Here is a 16,801-nt window from a genome sequence, read left to right on the forward strand (position 1 = left end):
ATATTGTCGGTGGTAGGAGTGACTGCATGCAGGCAGCCTCACATCGCCCCCGGGCCGGGGGCGTTGGGCGGACTTCGCTGGTCTTACGGGTGTTGTGGCGTGTGCGGGGTGCGCTCCGGGTCGTCGGCCCGGATGAGGTCGAGGTCGTGGCGATTGATCGCGTCGACGAACGCCGCCTGATCATGAACCGCGATAGCGGCGACGATGTCGTCGTGAACGACCAGGCTGCCGGCTACCAGGGGCTCATGGTCCTTGACGAAGGTAACCCGGCTCAGCACAGCTTTGATGCTGGTGATGATGAGCTGGTGCATTCCCTCGAGGACGGGAATATGAGCTGCCGCCGCGACGACAGCGTGGAAGTTCAGCACAGCGTTGAAGAATTCCGGTGCTTCCTGGCTGGCCCGCATGCGCACCATCGCGGTGCGCATTGCGGCGATGTCTGCGCTGGTGGCGCGTTCGAAGGCGGCCTTGGTCAGTCCGAACTCCAGGTACAGGCGCGCTTCGAAGAGGTCGAGGGGATGGGGGTTCGACGGCTGGAACCACAGGTCCAACGCACCGGTTCGCACCTGCGGCGGCGTGTTGGCGACGGTGATCCCGCCGCCGGGACCCGGGCGCACCGACACGAGGTCGCGGTCCCGCAGAATCCGCAAGGTTTCGTTCATCACCGTAGGGCTGATGCCGAAGCGATCCATCAACTCCGCGCGCCGGCCGAGGTGGGCGCCGACCGGCAGGCGCTCAGACATGATCTCGTGCTCGAGGTCGGCGGCCACCACTTCGGCCCGCGACGAGCGCGCCGCCGGTTCACGGCGTGCCATCCATGGCCTCCTTTGGCAGGGGTTGCCGATTACCGAGATAGTAACTTCCAGGAGATGAAGAGTGACTGATGCCGCCGCGCCGACATTCGATGGCGCAACCGCCGCCTACCGCGTCGCCCGCAACTTTCTGATCGAACACCGCGAGGAGTACGACGCGGCATCTGGCTTCCAGTGGCCTGATGTCGGGAGCCGATTCAATTGGGCGATAGACTGGTTCGACTGCGTCGCGCACGACAACCGGCGAACCGCCTTGCGCATCGTCGGCGACGACGGCTCCGACGAATCCTATTCTTTTCAAGAAATGGCGCGCCGGTCCGACCGTGTCGGACGGTGGCTTGCCGAGGGTGGTGTCAAGGTCGGCGACCGGGTGATGCTGATGCTGGGCAACCAGGTCGAATTGTGGGAGTCGATGCTGGCGGTGATGAAGCTGGGCGCGGTCATCCTGCCGGCCACGACAGCGCTGGGCCCGAAGGATCTCGCCGACCGGCTGTCGCGCGGTGAGGTGGCCCACGTCATCACCAACGCCGAGGAGACGGAGAAGTTCGCCGCCATCACCGGTGATTACGGTCGGATCTCGGTCGGCGACGCGCCCACACCGTGGCGGCGTTACCGGGATTCCGACGAAGTCGAAGCGCCTGCGTCATTCCGTGCCACGACGTCGCCAGACGACCCGATGCTGGTCTATTTCACCTCGGGGACGACCAGTCACCCCAAGCTCGTCGAGCACACCCACCGTTCCTATCCCGTCGGGCATCTGTCGACCATGTACTTCATCGGCCTGCGCCCGGGCGATGTCCACCTCAACATCAGCTCCCCGGGCTGGGCCAAGCACGCCTGGAGCTCGTTCTTCGCACCGTGGATCGCCGAGTCCACCATCGTGGCCTACAACTACACTCGCTTCGACCCGACCAAGTTCCTGGAGATGATGCAGCATGTCGCGGTGACGTCGCTGTGTGCCCCTCCGACCGTGTGGCGCATGCTGATTCAGGCGCACCTGGGGGACAGGCCGCCGGCGCTGCGCGAGGTGATGGGCGCCGGCGAGCCGCTCAATCCGGAGGTGATCGCGCAGGTTCGCAACCGCTGGGGATTGACCATCAGGGACGGCTTCGGACAGACCGAGTGCACCGCGTTGGTCGGCAACACCCCGGGCGCGGTGGTCAAGCCGGGGTCGATGGGTCGACCGCTGCCCGGCATTCCCGTCGAGATCGTCGATCCGGTCACCGGCGAGGCGGCCGACGAGGGGGAGATCTGCCTGCGGCTGGCTGATCAGCCGGTGAATCTGATGACCGGCTATCTCGGTGATCCCGAGCGCAACGACGAGGTCATGGCGGGCGGCTACTACCACACCGGCGACGTCGCGAGTCGGGACACCGACGGCTACATCACCTACATCGGCCGCACCGACGACGTGTTCAAGGCCTCGGACTACAAGATCTCGCCTTTCGAGCTCGAGAGCGTCTTGATCGAGCATCCGGCGGTCGCCGAGGCGGCGGTGGTGCCCGCCCCCGACGAACTGCGCCTGGCGGTGCCCAAGGCGTATATCAGCCTGGCGTCGGGTTGGTCACCGGACCGCACCACCGCCGATGCCATCTTCGCCTACGCCCACGAGAACCTGGCGCCCTACCAACGGATCCGGCGCATCGAGTTCACCGAACTGCCCAAGACCATCTCCGGCAAGATCCGCAGGGTCGAACTGCGGAACCGGGAGAATGCCGCGGAGTCGCTGCCTGAAGAATTCCGGGAGCGCTGAGCGCCGTCGAAATCCGGCCCTTGATGGCCAGAGTTATTGGTATTATGGTATGACCAAAGTGTGGACTATCGGTCTTGGCGTCAGCTTGGGCCGCCACCGGCCGGCCGATCAAAGACGAAGGGCGACAGCATGACTGACTTCACCGATATCACCTACGAGGTCGACAACGGCCTGGCCTGGATCACGATAAACCGACCGGATCGTTACAACTCCTTCCGCGCCCGTACCATCGACGAACTCATCAAGGCCTTCAAGACGGCCTGGGGCAGTGCCGAGGTCGGCGTCATCTGTCTGACCGGCGCCGGCGAGAAGGCCTTCTGCACAGGGGGTGACCAGAAGCAGCGGGCCGAGACCGGCGACTACGGGCCTTCGGATAGTGGCCTGTTTGAAGTCGATTCGCTACATCGGGTGATCCGTGACGCACCCAAGCCGGTTATCGCGGCGGTGAACGGTTTCGCCATCGGTGGGGGGCATGTCCTGCATGTGCTGTGCGACCTGACCATCGCTTCGGAAACCGCGGTGTTCGGGCAGAACGGCCCGCGGGTCGGTTCGTTCGATGCTGGGTTCGGCACCGGCTACTTGGCCCGGGTGGTCGGTGAGAAACGCGCCCGCGAGATCTGGTTCCTGTGCCGACGGTATTCGGCCCAGCAAGCCTACGAGTGGGGACTGGTCAACAAGGTGGTGCCTGCCGATCAGCTCAAGACGGAGGTGCGGGCCTGGGCCGATGAGATCCTGCAGCTGTCTCCCACGTCACTGAAGGTTCTCAAACAATCCTTCAATACCGACACCGAACAGTTCGCCTCGATGGGGCAGATGGCGTACTCCAATCTGAAGCTGTTCGGCGAGACGGCTGAAGCGAAGGAAGGCGTTGCAGCGTTCAACGAGAAGCGCGCACCGGACTTCGCTCCGTACCGGGGTAATTGAGGCACGTGTTCACCGCCGAACAGCTCGATTTCGCGCACGCCATCGAACAGTTCTGTGCCGAGAACTGCGCGACCACCGAGCAGCGTGCGAACCTCACCGACGGTCACCGGTTGTCCAACAGCCCCGAATTGCTCTTGCGCCTCGCCAACCTCGGGTGGCTCGGGGTGTCGCTACCCGCCGAATACGGCGGTGGGGGAGCCGGGATGGTCGAAGAGTGCATCTTCCTTGAGGAGACGGCTCGCGGCCTGGCGCCCATCCACGCATACGGCACCGGGCTGACCGCCGCGCAGACCTACCTGAGGCACGGCACCGAGGCGCAGAAGAAAGAGGTGCTGGGCAACCTGTGCCTGGGGCGGTTCGAGGCGATCGCGCTCTCGGAGCCTGGTGCCGGGTCGGATCTGGGCTCGGTGCGCACCAAGGCGGTCCGCGACGGCGATCACTTCGTGGTCAACGGGCAGAAGACCTGGATCACCGCCGCCCACTTGGCCGACCATCTCCTGGTCCTCACCCGGACCTCCACCGAAGGCGGTAAGCACCAGGGACTCACCCTGCTCTATCTGACCACTGACACGCCGGGGCTGGAGATCAAGCCGATCATCACCATGGACGGCCATACCGTCAACGAGGTCTTCTTCACCGATGTCCTCATCCCCGCCGACAACGTCATCGGGGGGGTCGGGGACGCCTGGCACCGGTTGATGCGCGGCCTCAACGTGGAGCGATTGATCATCGCAGCGATGTCCATTGGAGCGGCACGACGCTCGCTCGAGGACACCATCAACTACGTGCGGCAACGTGAGCAGTTCGGTCGGTCGATCAGTAGTTTCCAGGCAGTTCGGCACCGTCTGGCCGATCTGGTGGCTGAAATCGATTGCTGCCGTGCCTACGTCTACCAGGTGGCGGCGCAGATCGACGCCGGTCTCGAGGATCAACTGGCCCGGGAGGGTTCGATCGCCAAGCTCAAGTGCACCGAGGTCGCCAAGCGGGCGGCGCTCGAGGGCGTCCAGCTGATGGGCGGCAACGGCTATACCGTCGAATACGGGATGGAACTCCAGGTGCGAAAGGCACTCGCACCGCCCATCTATGGCGGTGCCAACGAGGTTCAGCGCGACATCATCGGCAAGAGTCTCGGGTTATGAGCAGAAGTATATTCGCGCCGGACGCCCTGGCGGGCAAGCGGATCCTGATCACCGGTGGCGGCACCGGACTCGGGCGCGGGGTCGCCGCCCGACTGGTCGCCCATGGCGCCCACGTACACATCTGGGGACGACGAGAGAATGTCCTGGCCGACGCGGTTGCCGAAATCTCTGCTGACAAGCCGGACTGCGCGCACTACCAGGCGGTGAATGTTCGTGATTTCGATGCGGTTTCGGCCGCCGTTGACGAGATCTGGCACCAGCACGGCGCGTTGACCGGCGTGCTCAACAATGCGGCCGCGAACTTCATCGCGCCGACGGTGACGCTGAGCCCGCGGGCGTTTGATGCCGTCACCTCCACCGTCATGACGGGGTCGTTCAACACGACACTCGCCGCTGGGAAGCGCTGGATCGCTGAGGGACTGCCCGGCGTGGTGCTGTCGAATCTGACCACCTGGGTGTGGAGCGGCTCAGCGTTCGTGGTGCCCTCGGCCATGGCCAAAGCCGCGGTTCACGCAATGACCATGTCACTTGCCGTCGAATGGGGCCGTTACGGAATTCGGATCAATGCGCTTGCGCCCGGACCCATCCCGACGGAGTACGCCTGGGAAATGCTCAATCCCACCGACGAGAGTTCGGCCGGCGCCACCCAGGCAGACCAGATTCCGATGGGACGAACGGGAACCATCGACGAGCTGGCGAACCTGACCATCTTCGCCTTTTCGGACGCGTGTGAGTACTTGACGGGGGAGACCATCGCAATGGACGGCGGACAACGGCTGGCCGGCCCGAACACGTTCGCCGCGTTGACCGCGATGAACGATGAAGACTGGGCACGCGCCCGCGAGCGAAGCAAGGCAGCCTCGGACACAGCCAAGGCGGCTCGAACAGTCTGACGCCGACAAGAAAGGGTATGGGATGCGGGTGATCACATCCATTGATGACGCGGTTGCCGCTGTTGGCAGCCCGCTTGGGGTCAGCGATTGGCTACGGATAGATCAGTCGCGCATCGACGCCTTCGCCGCGGCGACCGGGGACCACCAGTGGATCCACGTCGATCCGCAGCGCGCCGCGGCCGAGAGCCCCTACGGCACGGCTATCGCGCACGGGTTACTGACGTTGTCGCTGATTCCCGACCTGAGCAAGCAATGCTTCGTCGTCGACAACGCCAAGATGGGCATCAACTACGGACTCAACAAGGTACGGTTCGTCGCTCCTGTGGCAGCGGGTGCACGCGTCCGGGTGCGCTCTGAACTGGCCCTCGTCGATCAGATCAGCTCCTCCACAGTGCATCTGACGGTTCAACACACCGTCGAGGTCGAGGGAAGTGAGAAGCCGGCCGCGGTTGCCCTGATGATCGGAAGGTATGTCTTCTGATGGACCGCAAGGCGGTCGCCACCGACCATCACAACACCCGCCCGCTGATCACCATGGTGCTATCCCTTCTGTGCGCACTTGCCGGACTAGCCCTGGCGGCCATCGCCGAAGCGCGGGACAACGCACTCTGGGTGCTGGCCGGGATGGCGCTGGGCGTGCTCGGTCCGGTATCGATCGCTCTGGTCGCCCGCGCCGATTGAACTAGGCCGGCTTGCCGTAGACCGCGACCACGACCGAGCGGTCCAGACTATTCTCCGACCACACCCCGATTGCGGTGTTGGCGCAGTCGGACATGATCGCGAAGTAGGCCGGGTTGTAATACCTCTGGTTGAGTATCTCGATGTTATTGATCGCCAGCGCGGGATTGATGGCGACGGTCTGTGCGACAGTACCTGTGAAACCCGCAGCGGCGGCGCGGGACTGCGGCGTGGAGCCGTCCGACCCGATATCGCCGTCGAGAGCGCGGTTGTTCATGACATCATCGGTGTGCCACTGCGCGGCGAGCGTGAGTGCGGGGTCTTTCTTGATACTGCTGGTACAGCCGGCTTGACGCTGGATGGTGTACACGTTGGCGACGACGCCATTGTTGAGCCGAGAGTTGTCGGCATGTGCGGCGGGCACGACGGCGGCAAGTATGCCCAGCACAGCGACGCATACCGCACCTGATCGTCCAATCCTTCTGCGTGACATCGGGTTGTCTCCTACTGGCCGGTGTAGCCCGCGGCGGATTGTCGCAACTGCCAGATCAGCGCCGGACACAATTCGTTGGCCGCCTGGTTGATCAGGTAGACGCCCTGGTAAGCGTCGCCGCTGTTGAAGTCATCCATCACCTCGGCGACCAGTTGCCGATACCCTTCGCCCCGGCCGATCTTGTCGCAGACACCGTACCCATAGGCCAGCGCAGTATCGGCGTTGGGGAAGTTATAGCCCGGGCGGACCGTGACGTTCACCAGATAAAGCCACGCTGTCCGCGCGAGCGGACTGGGCCGCGCTGACACTACCCAACATCGCCATGGCACCCAGGGTGCCGGCGATTACGACCCGGGCGGCAAGAGCATTGACTGCCATGAGTTGTCCTGCTTGGCGGGTTGGGCGAGTTGGGACTGGGTGTAGACGCGACCGTTCGGACCGACATAGGTACCGGTTGCTGGGTCGTACTCCGCGACCCCCACCATGGCCGGTGGTGGAGGCGCTGTTGGCATGTCCGGTTCCGCGGGCGGAGATCCCGGCGGAATATCGGGGATGCCTTGACCCGAAAGCGTCGCGTTGGGATCACCTTTCCAGTTCATGCCGTCGTTGAGCGGCACGTACTCCTCGTCGCTCTCACACAGCTTCACTGTCGGCGCCCGTTTCCACGGTTTGGTCTCGCACGGGATGTTACGTGCGCCACGGACATTGAACGGCGAGTCCTGCGGTGTGCGGCAGTACAGGTCGCCGGCCGCCCGATCCGGATAATCGACCAGGCTGGGGATGCGCGCTTGCTGAGCCGGCAGGAATCCAGTGGTGCACGCCGGCGGAAGGTTCAGGTTGAGGTTGAACGACAGATACTCGCCCTTATAGGCCTGTTTCGTATTGGCGTTGGCGACGAAGGTGCCCTGCCCGGCCGCCACAGCTTGCGGCAAGACGACCAGCAACTGCTCGATGTCGTTCTGGTAGGTGAGGGCAACCTGGCCGACGCTGGCCAGGTTGGCCGCCAGAACCGGCAGGGTCGGCTTGAGCCGCTCGGTCAGTTTGCGGGCTTCCTCGGAGGTCACGATGATGCCCTCCTGATCGATGAAACCAGCCACGGCGTCGTTCTTCTTCTCCAGGTCGCCGGTCACCGTGGCGAGGTGCGATGCCCAGGCCTGAATCGCTTGTGCGGAGTTGGTCTGGGAATCCAGAACCGGTTTGGCGTTGTCGATGAGATCGATCAGCGGGTCGAGATTCTTGCGCGCGTCGATCGCCAGCGTCGTCGAGCCCTTGACGATGTCGGACAGCTGCGGTCCGAGGCCGCCGACCGCCGTGTAAGCCTCGTCGATCGCGGTCTTGAGGTTCTCCCGTGGGATCGCCTTAAGGCCGGAATTGGCGGCGTCCAGAAGCGAATTGATGTCCGGCGGCACCGAGGTGTCGGACTCGGCGATGACGTCCCCGTCCCGCAGCGGCCTCGAGGTCCCGTTGCGGGGCACCAGATCGACGTACTGCTCGCCGATCGCGGACTGGCTGTGTACCTCGGCTTTCAGATCGGACGGAATGTCGATGCCCGACTTCAGCGACAGGACTGCCGCGACTCCCGAGTCGTTGAGTTTCACCGACTGCACGCGCCCGACCTCGACGCCGCGGTAGGTGACGTTGCCGGTGCCGTACAGGCCGCCGCTTTCCGGGAGTTGCATGGTGACGCTGTAGCGACCCACACCGAACAGTTTCGCCGGTAGTTTCAGGAACTGCAGACCCATCACCGTGATGGCAGTGAGCGCGATGACTGTGAAGATGGCCAACTGCAACAACATTCGTCGAGTGAGGTGCATGTTAGGGCCCCTGATCGAATCGGTAGGGGACCACCAGCGGGTTCTCCTTGGTATACGGACTGGGGAACTGGCCGATCGTGCGGCCCCACTGCATTTCGAGCTCGGTGAGGTTGCCTTCCCATCGGGTACCGGTGAAGATGCCTTGGTCGATGCGGCTCAACGTCAGGTCCACGATCGCCGTCATGTTGGCGTAGTCGCCGCGCTGCCACTTCTCGATCGTCTCGTTGGGAAACGGGAACGTCAGGATGAGGCTCAGCGCGCGGGTCATGGCGGGGCCGGCGTTGGCCAGCGATTCGAGCACCGGCCCAATGTCTTTCAGCTCTTTGACCAGATTAGCCTTGGTTTGCTCGACGGTACTGACAACTCGGTCGCCGAACCTGCCGAGCTGATCGGCGGCCTCGGCGAGATTGTCACGCTCGGCGTTGAGCACGGCCAAGGCCTCGGGGACGGTCTTGAGTGCCTTGTCCAGCACGGGCTGATTTGCGGCGAATGTGCCGGCGAGCTTGTTGAGACTGTCGGTAGCTGCGATGATGTCGTCGGTCTGGTCGTTGAAGTTCGCGGCGAACCTGTCCAGTTCGGCGATCATGCTCCGCAGGTCCTGCTCCCGGCCGCGAAATGCGGTGCTGAATGCCTCGGTGATGTCTTGGATTTGGGCCAGTCCGCCGCCGTTGAGCACGGTCGACACCGCGGCCAGCGTCTGTTCGACGGTGGGATAAGACGCCGAGTGGTCCAGCGGGATCAGCGAACCTTCGTGCAGGCGGCCTTGGGGTGGCTCACCCGCCGGTGGGCTCAGTTCGATGTGCTGCGAACCAAGGATGCTGGTCAACCCGATCTTGGCCGTCGAGTTGGCCGGCAGGTCGACAGTGCCGTCGACTCGCATGGTCACCAGCGCATGCCAGCCCTGCAATTCGATCCCGGTGATATGGCCGACCGTGGCGTCGCCGACGCGGACTCGCGAGTTGGGCTGAATGTTGTTGATATCGGGCATTTCGGCCTGGATGACGAACGATCCGGGCCCGTTGCCCGCGGTACCGGGCAGGGGCAGCGAATTGAGTCCCTGCCAGCCTTTGAGGTCGCAGCTCGATGACCCGGCGGCGACGGTCGCGATCAGCGCGATGCTGACCGCCCGGCCTCGCCAGCTTCGGCACGTCATGAGCCACCACCGGGGGGAGTCATCATTGCGGTCAAACCGCCTGTCGGGTCGGTAGTCCCAGTGGGTGCGGCGGCCTCGGCCGGCAGCGGCGCGTCGGGCGCCGATGCGGCAACGGGTGCGGAGACGGGCGCGACGGCCGGCGGAACAAAATCGGGGCGCAGCCGATCCTCGCTGTAAGTCACCTCGTTCGGTCGCGCCTGGGCCCCGACGAGCAGGTTCTCGCCGAGCGGCGGGAAGTTGTACTGGCGGTTCTTGATGATCGGCGCCAGGTATTGCACACACAGCTTCGAGGCCTGCTCGGCGCCGAGGCGCGAAGCCGCTTGGATCGCGCCGCACAAAAACGAGATCGGGTTGGCGAAGTTGTTGACCGCCAGCGCCCCGGTGAAGGCGCCGTTGCTCGCCTCGTAGATGTTGTTGAAGTTCTGCACCGTCGTCGGCGCGATGTGCAGCGTCTGCTTGATGTCCTCCCGGCTCTGGTCGAGCGCGGTGCTGATCGAGGCCAGCTTGTCGAAGGTGATACCGATGGTTTCACTGTTTTCGTCGGCGAACTGCTTGACGTCCCCGATGACCGAATTCATGTCCACGAAGGCGTCACCGACCTTGGTCGGATCATTGGCAAGCAGACCGGTCACGGTCGCCAGGTTCTCGTTGAGCTGACCGAGCAGATCGCTGCTGCCTTGAAGGGCGGTTACGAAGATGGAGAGATTCTTGAAGGTGGCGAAAATGTCTCCGCTGTGATCGCCCAACACCGACATGGCCTGGGACAGCTTGATGATCGTCTCGCGGATGTTGCCGCCCTGCCCGCGCAGATTATCCGCGGCCGTGTTGACGAACGCTCCCAACGTGCTCACTCCGCCCGGAGCGGTGGGCTTCAGCAATTCGGTGAGGCGTTTGAGCTGAATGCGCACCTCGTCCCACTCGACCGGTACTGCCGTCCGGTTTCGGGGAATGACCGCGCCGTCCTTCATCACCGGCCCACCGGTATAGGCCGGTGTCAACTGGATGGCCCGGCCGGTGACCAGCATCGGGGACAGTATCGCGGCTTTGGCATCAGCGGGGACTTTGTACTCGCGGTTGAACCAGAAGGTGATCTTGACTCCGTCCGGCTGCGGCTCGACCTTGGCGACCTGGCCCACCGGCACCCCGAGAATCCTGACGTCGTCACCCGGGAACAGCGCGTTGCTGTTGTCGAAGTACCCGATCACCTCCGTTCGGCCGATGTGGTCGACCGCTCGCACCGCCATTACCAGTCCGGCGAGCAGGGTCACCACCAACAGAGTGGCAAGTGCGGTGCGGGAGTTACGCAATCTGGTCATTGTTGGCCTCCGGGCTGGCCGTCCGCCGGTGGTTCACCGGGTGCGGGCACGAAGAAGGGGGCAGGTGTCGGCTCCGGCACCGATGCGATCTCCGGCGGCGATATTGCAGGCGGGCCTGGCGGCGGGCCACCCGGTGGCGGTGCAGGCAACGGCTCGCGATACGGGTAGCACCCGGTGGGTCCGGGCAACGGCAGGCCCGGCGGACCGCAGCCCTGATCGCCAGGGTTGCCGGTGATCGCATCGGGCAGGTTCAGGTTGGGTTCACCGCCCTGCCCGGTTCGGGGGTAGGGCACCGGCAGGGCCGGTGTCGCGGGCTGGCCGGTCTGCGGGTCGGTGCGCAGCGACGGCAGCAGCGTTGCGGGGTCCACTCCCAGATCGGAGAAGGCCGCGTCGATGAACGGCTGGACGAACTGACCAGGGAACAGGTTGACCACATAGGCCTTGAAGAACGGTCCGGACGAGACCGACTCGCCGAGTGACATCGCGTAGCTGTTGAGCCGTTTGATCGCGTCCTGAACGCGTTCCTTGCGGTCGTCCACGATCGTCAGCACCCCGTTGAGCTTCTCCAGCGCCGGCTTGAGTTGCTGCCGGTTCTCGGCGATGAACCCCTTCAGCTGCTGGGACACCGCCGAGATGTTGCGCCAGATGCGATCCAGCGATGAGCTCTGGGCCTCCAACGCGACCAACAGCGAGTTGGTCTCGCGCACCAGCTGGACGATCTGGTCGGTACGTTTGGCCAGCACGTCGGTGGTCTTGGCCGCATTCGCCAGAAGGTTGCGCAGTTGTGCGTCCTGTTTGTCGAGGGTGTCGGCGAACCTCGCCACACCGTTGACCGCGTTACGCAGATCCGGCGGGGTGTCGGCGAAAGTCTCGGCCATCGTGGCCAGCGACGCCGACAGCTGATCGGTGTTGAGGCCGCTGATGGTGGTGGTCAGGTCGCCCAGGGCATCGGGCAGTTGGTACGGCGAAGTAGTGCGGTCGATGGGGATCGGGCCGGACAGGCCACCGTCACCGCGCGGGATGACGTCGAGCATCTTGGTGCCGAGCAGACCCTTCGTCTTGATCGCCGCCGTCGTGCGCTCGCCGAGGTGAACGTCGCCGTTGATGCGGAACGTCACCAGCACCTGCGCGCCGTCCAGCGTGATACTGGACACCTTGCCGACCGGCAGGCCGGACACCTCGACCCCAGCGCCGGTGAACAGGCCGCCGGCGTCGGCGAAGTAGGCCGAGTAGTTGTGCCCGGGGTTGAGGAACGGCAGTTTCTGCCAATTCAGTGCGCCCATGACCACGCCGGCGACGACGACGGCGCCCACCAAGCCCAGGACGAACGGATTGCGTTCGGAGAAGGATTTCATTTCGGCGTGCACCGCCCGGTGTCCTGTCCGGCCACTTTGACGTAAACCGGTTGTCCGCCTTTGCCATTCATTTTCAGCACCAAATCGCACAGATAGAAACTGAAGAAGTCGCCGTACATGCCCTGCCGGCCCAATTGGCGGTACTTGTCCGGCAGGGTGTCGAGCAGCGTTTCCAGGTACTCGTGGTCGGCGACGGCGATGGAGGAGACCCGATCGGTTTCGTGGACCACCTTCTGAATCGGGCCCCGCGACTGGACCAGCAGGTCGGTCACCGAGGCGGCTGCGGCGCTGCTGCCGCTGAAGGCGTTGGCGACGCCGGCCTTCCGAGCGTTGAGAGCCTCCACCAGTCCGGACAGGTTCGTCACCGCCTTGTCCAGTTGGGCGCTCTGGGAGCCCAGGGTGCCCAGCACCGTGTTGAGGTTCGTGACGACCTCGCTGATCAACTGGTCCCGGTCGGCCAGGGTGTTGGTCAACACCGCGGCCTGGTCGAGGAAGGACTGGATGGTCGGGCCCTGGCCTTGGAGGGCCTGGTCGAGCTGCCCGCTCAACGCATTCACCTGTTCGGGGCTGAGCGCCCGGAACAGTGGTTTGAACCCGCCGATCACCGAGTCCAGATCCAGCGCGGGCGCCGTGCGGCTCACCGGGATCGTGTCGCCGGGATGCAGGCGTTTGACGCCACCGGCCCCCTCATCGAGGGCGAGAAAGCGGCCGCCGATGACGTTGTCGTAGCGGATCACCGCGCGGGTGCCTTCGGTGAGATTCACTTTGTCGCTGGCCGAGAATGCGACTCGGACGGTCGAGTTCCGGTTGATCGCGATGCTCTCCACCTTGCCGACCTCTACTCCGGCGACCCGCACGAAGTCGCCCTCCTTGAGGCCGGTGACGTTGGTGAACACCGCGTTGTACGTCTGCCCGTCAGCGAACCGGAACTGGGCGAAGACGGCGAGCAGGGCGAAGGCTCCGAGCAGGCAAACGGTGAGGAAGACGCCGAGGCGCCAGACGGTGCCTCTCAGGTTGTCCCTCACGACTGATTCTCCTGTCGGTTCTGAATGGTCACGGGTTCGGCGGCGGGCCCGGCTCGGGTGGCGCCGGGGGGACGCCGGGCCATAGCGGAACCCCGCCGGGCCCGTACCACGACGCCCCATAGGGCGGCATCCCCGGGCCCGGGTCCGGTCCGGGCGCCGGGCCGGGAATGCACTGGCGGATGCTTGGCGGTTGCGGCACCGCCCGGGTGACCGGGAAGTAGTTCGCCCAGCAGGGATGGCCGAGACCCGGGTTGGGCCGCAGATCCAGGCCGGTGCCCCAGCCGGTGTCGGTGACGAGCTGGCGGACGGGGAAGTTCTTGGTGGCGTCGGGAAGCGAGCCGCACCCGGGTTTGCCACCGGGGCCGCCTTTGGCGTTGACGACCGGCAGATTATCGGGGTACTGGTAGGGATCGTTGCCCAGCAGCAGAGCGACGTCGAAGTTGGCCGACTTGCCGTCCCGGCCGCCCCAGATGTTGTAGGCGTCCCCGGTGGTCAGTGTCCAGTACGCGCCCTGCAACCAGCAGGTGTAGACCGGGTTGTACTTCAGCAGCAGGTTGGTCGTCGGTTCCAGGACGTTGACCGCCCGCACGAGGGGTTCCTCGCTCTGTTCGAGCAGTTCGCGGGCGGACTGGGAAAACCCGACGGTGTTGAGCAGCAAGGCATCCAGCGACGATTGACGGGTGGCAATCGTGGTGCTCACGGTGCTGCCGGCGTTCAGGATGGCCACGATGTCGGGCGCGACCGCGGCATAGGTGTCGTTGAAATTCTTGAAGGAGCGCCAGTCGGCGCGGATGGTGTCGCTGCGCTCGTTGAGGGCCTTGAGCACCTGGTTGAGATCGGTGGTGGCCTCACCCATCCGGGGCCCCTGGCCGCGTACCCCGTCGGCCACCGCCGTCAGTACCGCGTTGAGTTTGGCCGGATCGACCATGTCCAGCAGGTTGACCACGTTCTCGAAGACCGTGTTCACCTCGGTGGTGACATTGCTCGACCGCAGGACTGCCCCCGCGGCCAGCCGTGTCGGGCTCGGATCGGACGGATAGACCAGATCGACGAATTTGGCGCCGAAGGCGGTGGTGGACTTGATCTGCGCGCCGACGTTCGCCGGGATGTACCTGACCTGGTCCGGCTCGATCTCCAGCCGAAGGCTGGTGGGACCTTGTCCGCCGGTGATGGCACCGACCCGCCCGACCTGAACCCCGCGCATCTTGACCTTGGCGCCGGTCTCCATCACCAGCCCGCTGCGATCCGAGGTCAGTGTCACCGGAACGTAGGAACGGAAGGTGCCCGCGAACAACGTCGAGGTCACGAAGAAGAACACCGCGATGATCGCCAGCAGGATGACCGTCCACCAGCCGTCCCGAAGACGGTCTTCACCAGGCCGCGCGTCCATGTCTACCCGGCCAGGTTGAAGTTGCCGGACTGACCGTAGACGGCCAGTGAGATCATCACGATTTCCACCGCCGCGACGACCATCGAGGTGCGTACGGCTCGGCCGACGGCCTCGCCCACCCCGGCGGGACCGCCCTTGGCGGTGAACCCGTAGTAGGTGTGCACCAGCATGATGACGATCGTCATCGCGACCGATTGCATGAACGACCAGATGACGTCGGTGGGATTGAGGAACGTGTTGAAGTAGTGGTCGTAGACGCCCGAGCCCTGGCCGTAGATGGCGACCGTACCGGTGCGGGCGGCGAGAAACGCCATCATCACCGCGATGCAGTACAGCGGGATGACCACGATGACGCCGGCCAGTACCCGGGTGGAGGCGAGGTAGGTCACGGAGCGGATTCCGATCACCTCGAGGGCGTCGATCTCCTCGTTGATGCGCATGGCACCGAGCTGGGCGGTGGCGCCCGCGCCGATGGTCGCCGACAGCGCCACCGAGACGGTTCCCGGAACGATAAGCCGAACGTTGAAAAATGCCGATGCGAAGCCGGTCAAGGCCTCGAAGCCGACCGATGCCAGCTGGTTGTACCCCTGCACGGCAACCAATGCACCGGTGGTCATCGTCAAGAAGCCCACGATCGCAACGGTCCCGCCGACGACCGCGAGCGCCCCGGCGCCCAGCCCCATCTGGGCAATCAGCCGCAACAGTTCCTTGTGGTATCGCGTCACCGCATCCGGGATGGCGGCCAGCGTCTTGACGTAGAACCGGGTCTGCGCGCCGATCCTGTTCCAGCCGGCGGTTGCATCCTGGAGGCTGCCGGTCAGCTTCGGACGCAATCGGCTTGGGAAACTGACTGTCACCGGCGCCTCATGACACCGTGAACTGGATGCCGACGGCGGTCACGATCACGTTGATCGCGAACAGGACCATGAAGGTGAACACGACGGTCTCGTTGACGGCGTTGCCGACGCCGGCCGGGCCGCCGCCGACCGAGATGCCTTTGTAACACGCGATCAGGCCCGCGGCCAATCCGAACAGCGTCGCTTTCGTCAGTGACACGATGACGTCACCCATGCCGGTCAGCAGCGTCATGCCGGCGGCAAATGCGCCGGGGGAGACGTGCTGGATGTAGACGCAGAAGATATAGGCGCCGGTGAGGCCGGCCAAGATCACTGTGGCAGATAGAGCCAATGCCACCGTGGTGGCGGCGAGTACCCGTGGCACCACCAGTGCCTGAATCGGATTGATACCCATCACCCGCAGCGCGTCGAGTTCCTCGCGGATCGTGCGGGCGCCCAAGTCCGCGCACATGGCGGTGGCCCCCGCACCGGAGACCACCAGCACGGTCACGATGGGGCCGATCTGGTTCACCGTCCCGATGGCGGCGCCGGTGCCGGAGAAGTCGGCCGCGCCGAACTCGCTGAGCAGGATGTTGAACGTGAAAACCAACAGCACCGAGTAGGGCAGCGTGAGCATCAGGGCCGGCAACACGGAAACCCGCGCGACGAACCAGGTTTGGAGCAGATATTCGCGCCACGCGAATGGCGGGCGGAACATCAGCACAAGGGTGTCCAGCGACATCCCGATGAAGCCACCAAAAGCGCGAACAGGCTTCGCTAACGTGACCGCCGCGGTCACCGTCTGCCCCTCGCATCCGCTTCGGCCACAGTCTGGTACCGATATCCGCCGGTTTTGCTGGATGCTCCTATTCGCGCGCCGAAATCTGGGCGTTGCGCCGCCGGAATAGACGGCAGCCCGTGTTCAGCGATGACAACCGGCGGCATGGCGGAACGGTATCGTGGCCGCGCTTGCGGTTGCTGCTCCTCAATGGGGGCTTTTTTCTACCCCGAAAGGGTAGGCCGAAAGATATTGCGATGAAGTCGGTCCCCGCCCCGCCGAATCGTGCCGTGTTTCTCCGATGAGCGTCGGCTCCGCAAAGCATCGCGGATGTGCGCCGTCCGCATCTGGCCCCGGGTGGCTCGATGCCGTCCGCTGGGACTGTGGGGCAATATCATCGAGTAACTGTGGGGCAATATCATCGAGTAAAGGCCACAGCCGG

At 64.7% G+C, this 16,801-nt stretch carries 16 protein-coding genes and 1 pseudogene; 6 read left to right on the plus strand and 11 right to left on the minus strand.

The genetic code is table 11. The annotated features are described in order from the left end of the window. Window positions 1-83: 83 nt before the first annotated feature. On the minus strand, window positions 84-815 hold the full coding sequence (locus ORI27_RS19090) for a FadR/GntR family transcriptional regulator (RefSeq protein ID WP_265998508.1): 732 nt from the start codon (window positions 813-815) through the stop codon (window positions 84-86). 61 nt (window positions 816-876) lie between these two features. Between ORI27_RS19090 and ORI27_RS19095 the strand changes: the two genes are divergently transcribed. The 6 genes from ORI27_RS19095 (at window position 877) to ORI27_RS19120 (ending at window position 6,202) form a co-directional block, all read left to right on the plus strand. Next, window positions 877-2,565, plus strand: coding sequence for an AMP-binding protein (locus tag ORI27_RS19095; RefSeq protein ID WP_265998507.1), 1,689 nt, complete (start codon window positions 877-879; stop codon window positions 2,563-2,565). Window positions 2,566-2,694: 129 nt separating this feature from the next. Continuing rightward, the gene (locus tag ORI27_RS19100; RefSeq protein WP_265998506.1) at window positions 2,695-3,489 is read left to right on the plus strand and encodes an enoyl-CoA hydratase-related protein; all 795 of its coding nucleotides are present in this window, start codon (window positions 2,695-2,697) and stop codon (window positions 3,487-3,489) included. A 5-nt stretch (window positions 3,490-3,494) separates the two neighbouring features. Beyond that, window positions 3,495-4,628: an acyl-CoA dehydrogenase family protein gene (locus tag ORI27_RS19105; RefSeq protein WP_265998505.1), complete on the plus strand. Its 1,134-nt coding sequence runs from the start codon at window positions 3,495-3,497 to the stop codon at window positions 4,626-4,628. Next, the gene (locus ORI27_RS19110) at window positions 4,625-5,521 is read left to right on the plus strand and encodes an SDR family oxidoreductase (RefSeq protein ID WP_265998504.1); all 897 of its coding nucleotides are present in this window, start codon (window positions 4,625-4,627) and stop codon (window positions 5,519-5,521) included. Before ORI27_RS19105 ends, ORI27_RS19110 begins: the two co-directional genes overlap by 4 nt. Before the next feature lie 22 nt (window positions 5,522-5,543). After that, window positions 5,544-6,002: a MaoC family dehydratase gene (locus ORI27_RS19115; protein ID WP_265998503.1), complete on the plus strand. Its 459-nt coding sequence runs from the start codon at window positions 5,544-5,546 to the stop codon at window positions 6,000-6,002. Then, window positions 6,002-6,202, plus strand: a complete 201-nt coding sequence (locus ORI27_RS19120) for a hypothetical protein (protein ID WP_265998502.1) — start codon at window positions 6,002-6,004, stop codon at window positions 6,200-6,202. The genes ORI27_RS19115 and ORI27_RS19120 overlap by 1 nt, the downstream gene beginning before the upstream one ends. A 1-nt stretch (window position 6,203) precedes the next feature. On the opposite strand, the gene ORI27_RS19125 is transcribed toward ORI27_RS19120, so the two are convergent. The 10 genes and pseudogenes from ORI27_RS19125 to ORI27_RS19170 form a co-directional block, all read right to left on the minus strand. Continuing rightward, window positions 6,204-6,692 carry a CAP domain-containing protein gene (locus tag ORI27_RS19125; RefSeq protein WP_265998501.1) on the minus strand — a complete coding sequence of 163 codons (489 nt, stop codon included), beginning with the start codon at window positions 6,690-6,692 and terminating at the stop codon, window positions 6,204-6,206. Between the two features lie 11 nt (window positions 6,693-6,703). Then, window positions 6,704-7,070: pseudogene (locus ORI27_RS19130) on the minus strand (DUF732 domain-containing protein). Then, window positions 7,037-8,506: an MCE family protein gene (locus ORI27_RS19135; protein ID WP_265998500.1), complete on the minus strand. Its 1,470-nt coding sequence runs from the start codon at window positions 8,504-8,506 to the stop codon at window positions 7,037-7,039. The pseudogene ORI27_RS19130 and the gene ORI27_RS19135 overlap by 34 nt, the downstream one beginning before the upstream one ends. 1 nt (window position 8,507) lies before the next feature. Beyond that, on the minus strand, window positions 8,508-9,659 hold the full coding sequence (locus tag ORI27_RS19140; protein WP_265998499.1) for a virulence factor Mce family protein: 1,152 nt from the start codon (window positions 9,657-9,659) through the stop codon (window positions 8,508-8,510). Continuing rightward, the gene (locus ORI27_RS19145) at window positions 9,656-10,975 is read right to left on the minus strand and encodes an MCE family protein (protein WP_265998498.1); all 1,320 of its coding nucleotides are present in this window, start codon (window positions 10,973-10,975) and stop codon (window positions 9,656-9,658) included. The genes ORI27_RS19140 and ORI27_RS19145 overlap by 4 nt, the downstream gene beginning before the upstream one ends. Beyond that, window positions 10,972-12,330 carry an MCE family protein gene (locus ORI27_RS19150; RefSeq protein WP_265998497.1) on the minus strand — a complete coding sequence of 453 codons (1,359 nt, stop codon included), beginning with the start codon at window positions 12,328-12,330 and terminating at the stop codon, window positions 10,972-10,974. The genes ORI27_RS19145 and ORI27_RS19150 overlap by 4 nt, the downstream gene beginning before the upstream one ends. Further along, a complete protein-coding gene (locus tag ORI27_RS19155; protein ID WP_265998496.1) occupies window positions 12,327-13,355 on the minus strand; it encodes an MCE family protein in 1,029 nt (342 codons plus the stop codon). Before ORI27_RS19155 ends, ORI27_RS19150 begins: the two co-directional genes overlap by 4 nt. A 28-nt stretch (window positions 13,356-13,383) precedes the next feature. Further along, window positions 13,384-14,745 carry an MCE family protein gene (locus tag ORI27_RS19160; protein ID WP_265998495.1) on the minus strand — a complete coding sequence of 454 codons (1,362 nt, stop codon included), beginning with the start codon at window positions 14,743-14,745 and terminating at the stop codon, window positions 13,384-13,386. Window positions 14,746-14,747: 2 nt separating this feature from the next. Further along, window positions 14,748-15,602: an ABC transporter permease gene (locus ORI27_RS19165; RefSeq protein WP_407666359.1), complete on the minus strand. Its 855-nt coding sequence runs from the start codon at window positions 15,600-15,602 to the stop codon at window positions 14,748-14,750. 7 nt (window positions 15,603-15,609) lie between these two features. Continuing rightward, window positions 15,610-16,323, minus strand: coding sequence for an MlaE family ABC transporter permease (locus ORI27_RS19170; protein WP_265998591.1), 714 nt, complete (start codon window positions 16,321-16,323; stop codon window positions 15,610-15,612). Between the last annotated feature and the right edge of the window lie 478 nt (window positions 16,324-16,801).

Source organism: Mycobacterium pinniadriaticum (assembly GCF_026242045.1).
GTDB classification, from domain to species: domain Bacteria; phylum Actinomycetota; class Actinomycetes; order Mycobacteriales; family Mycobacteriaceae; genus Mycobacterium; species Mycobacterium pinniadriaticum.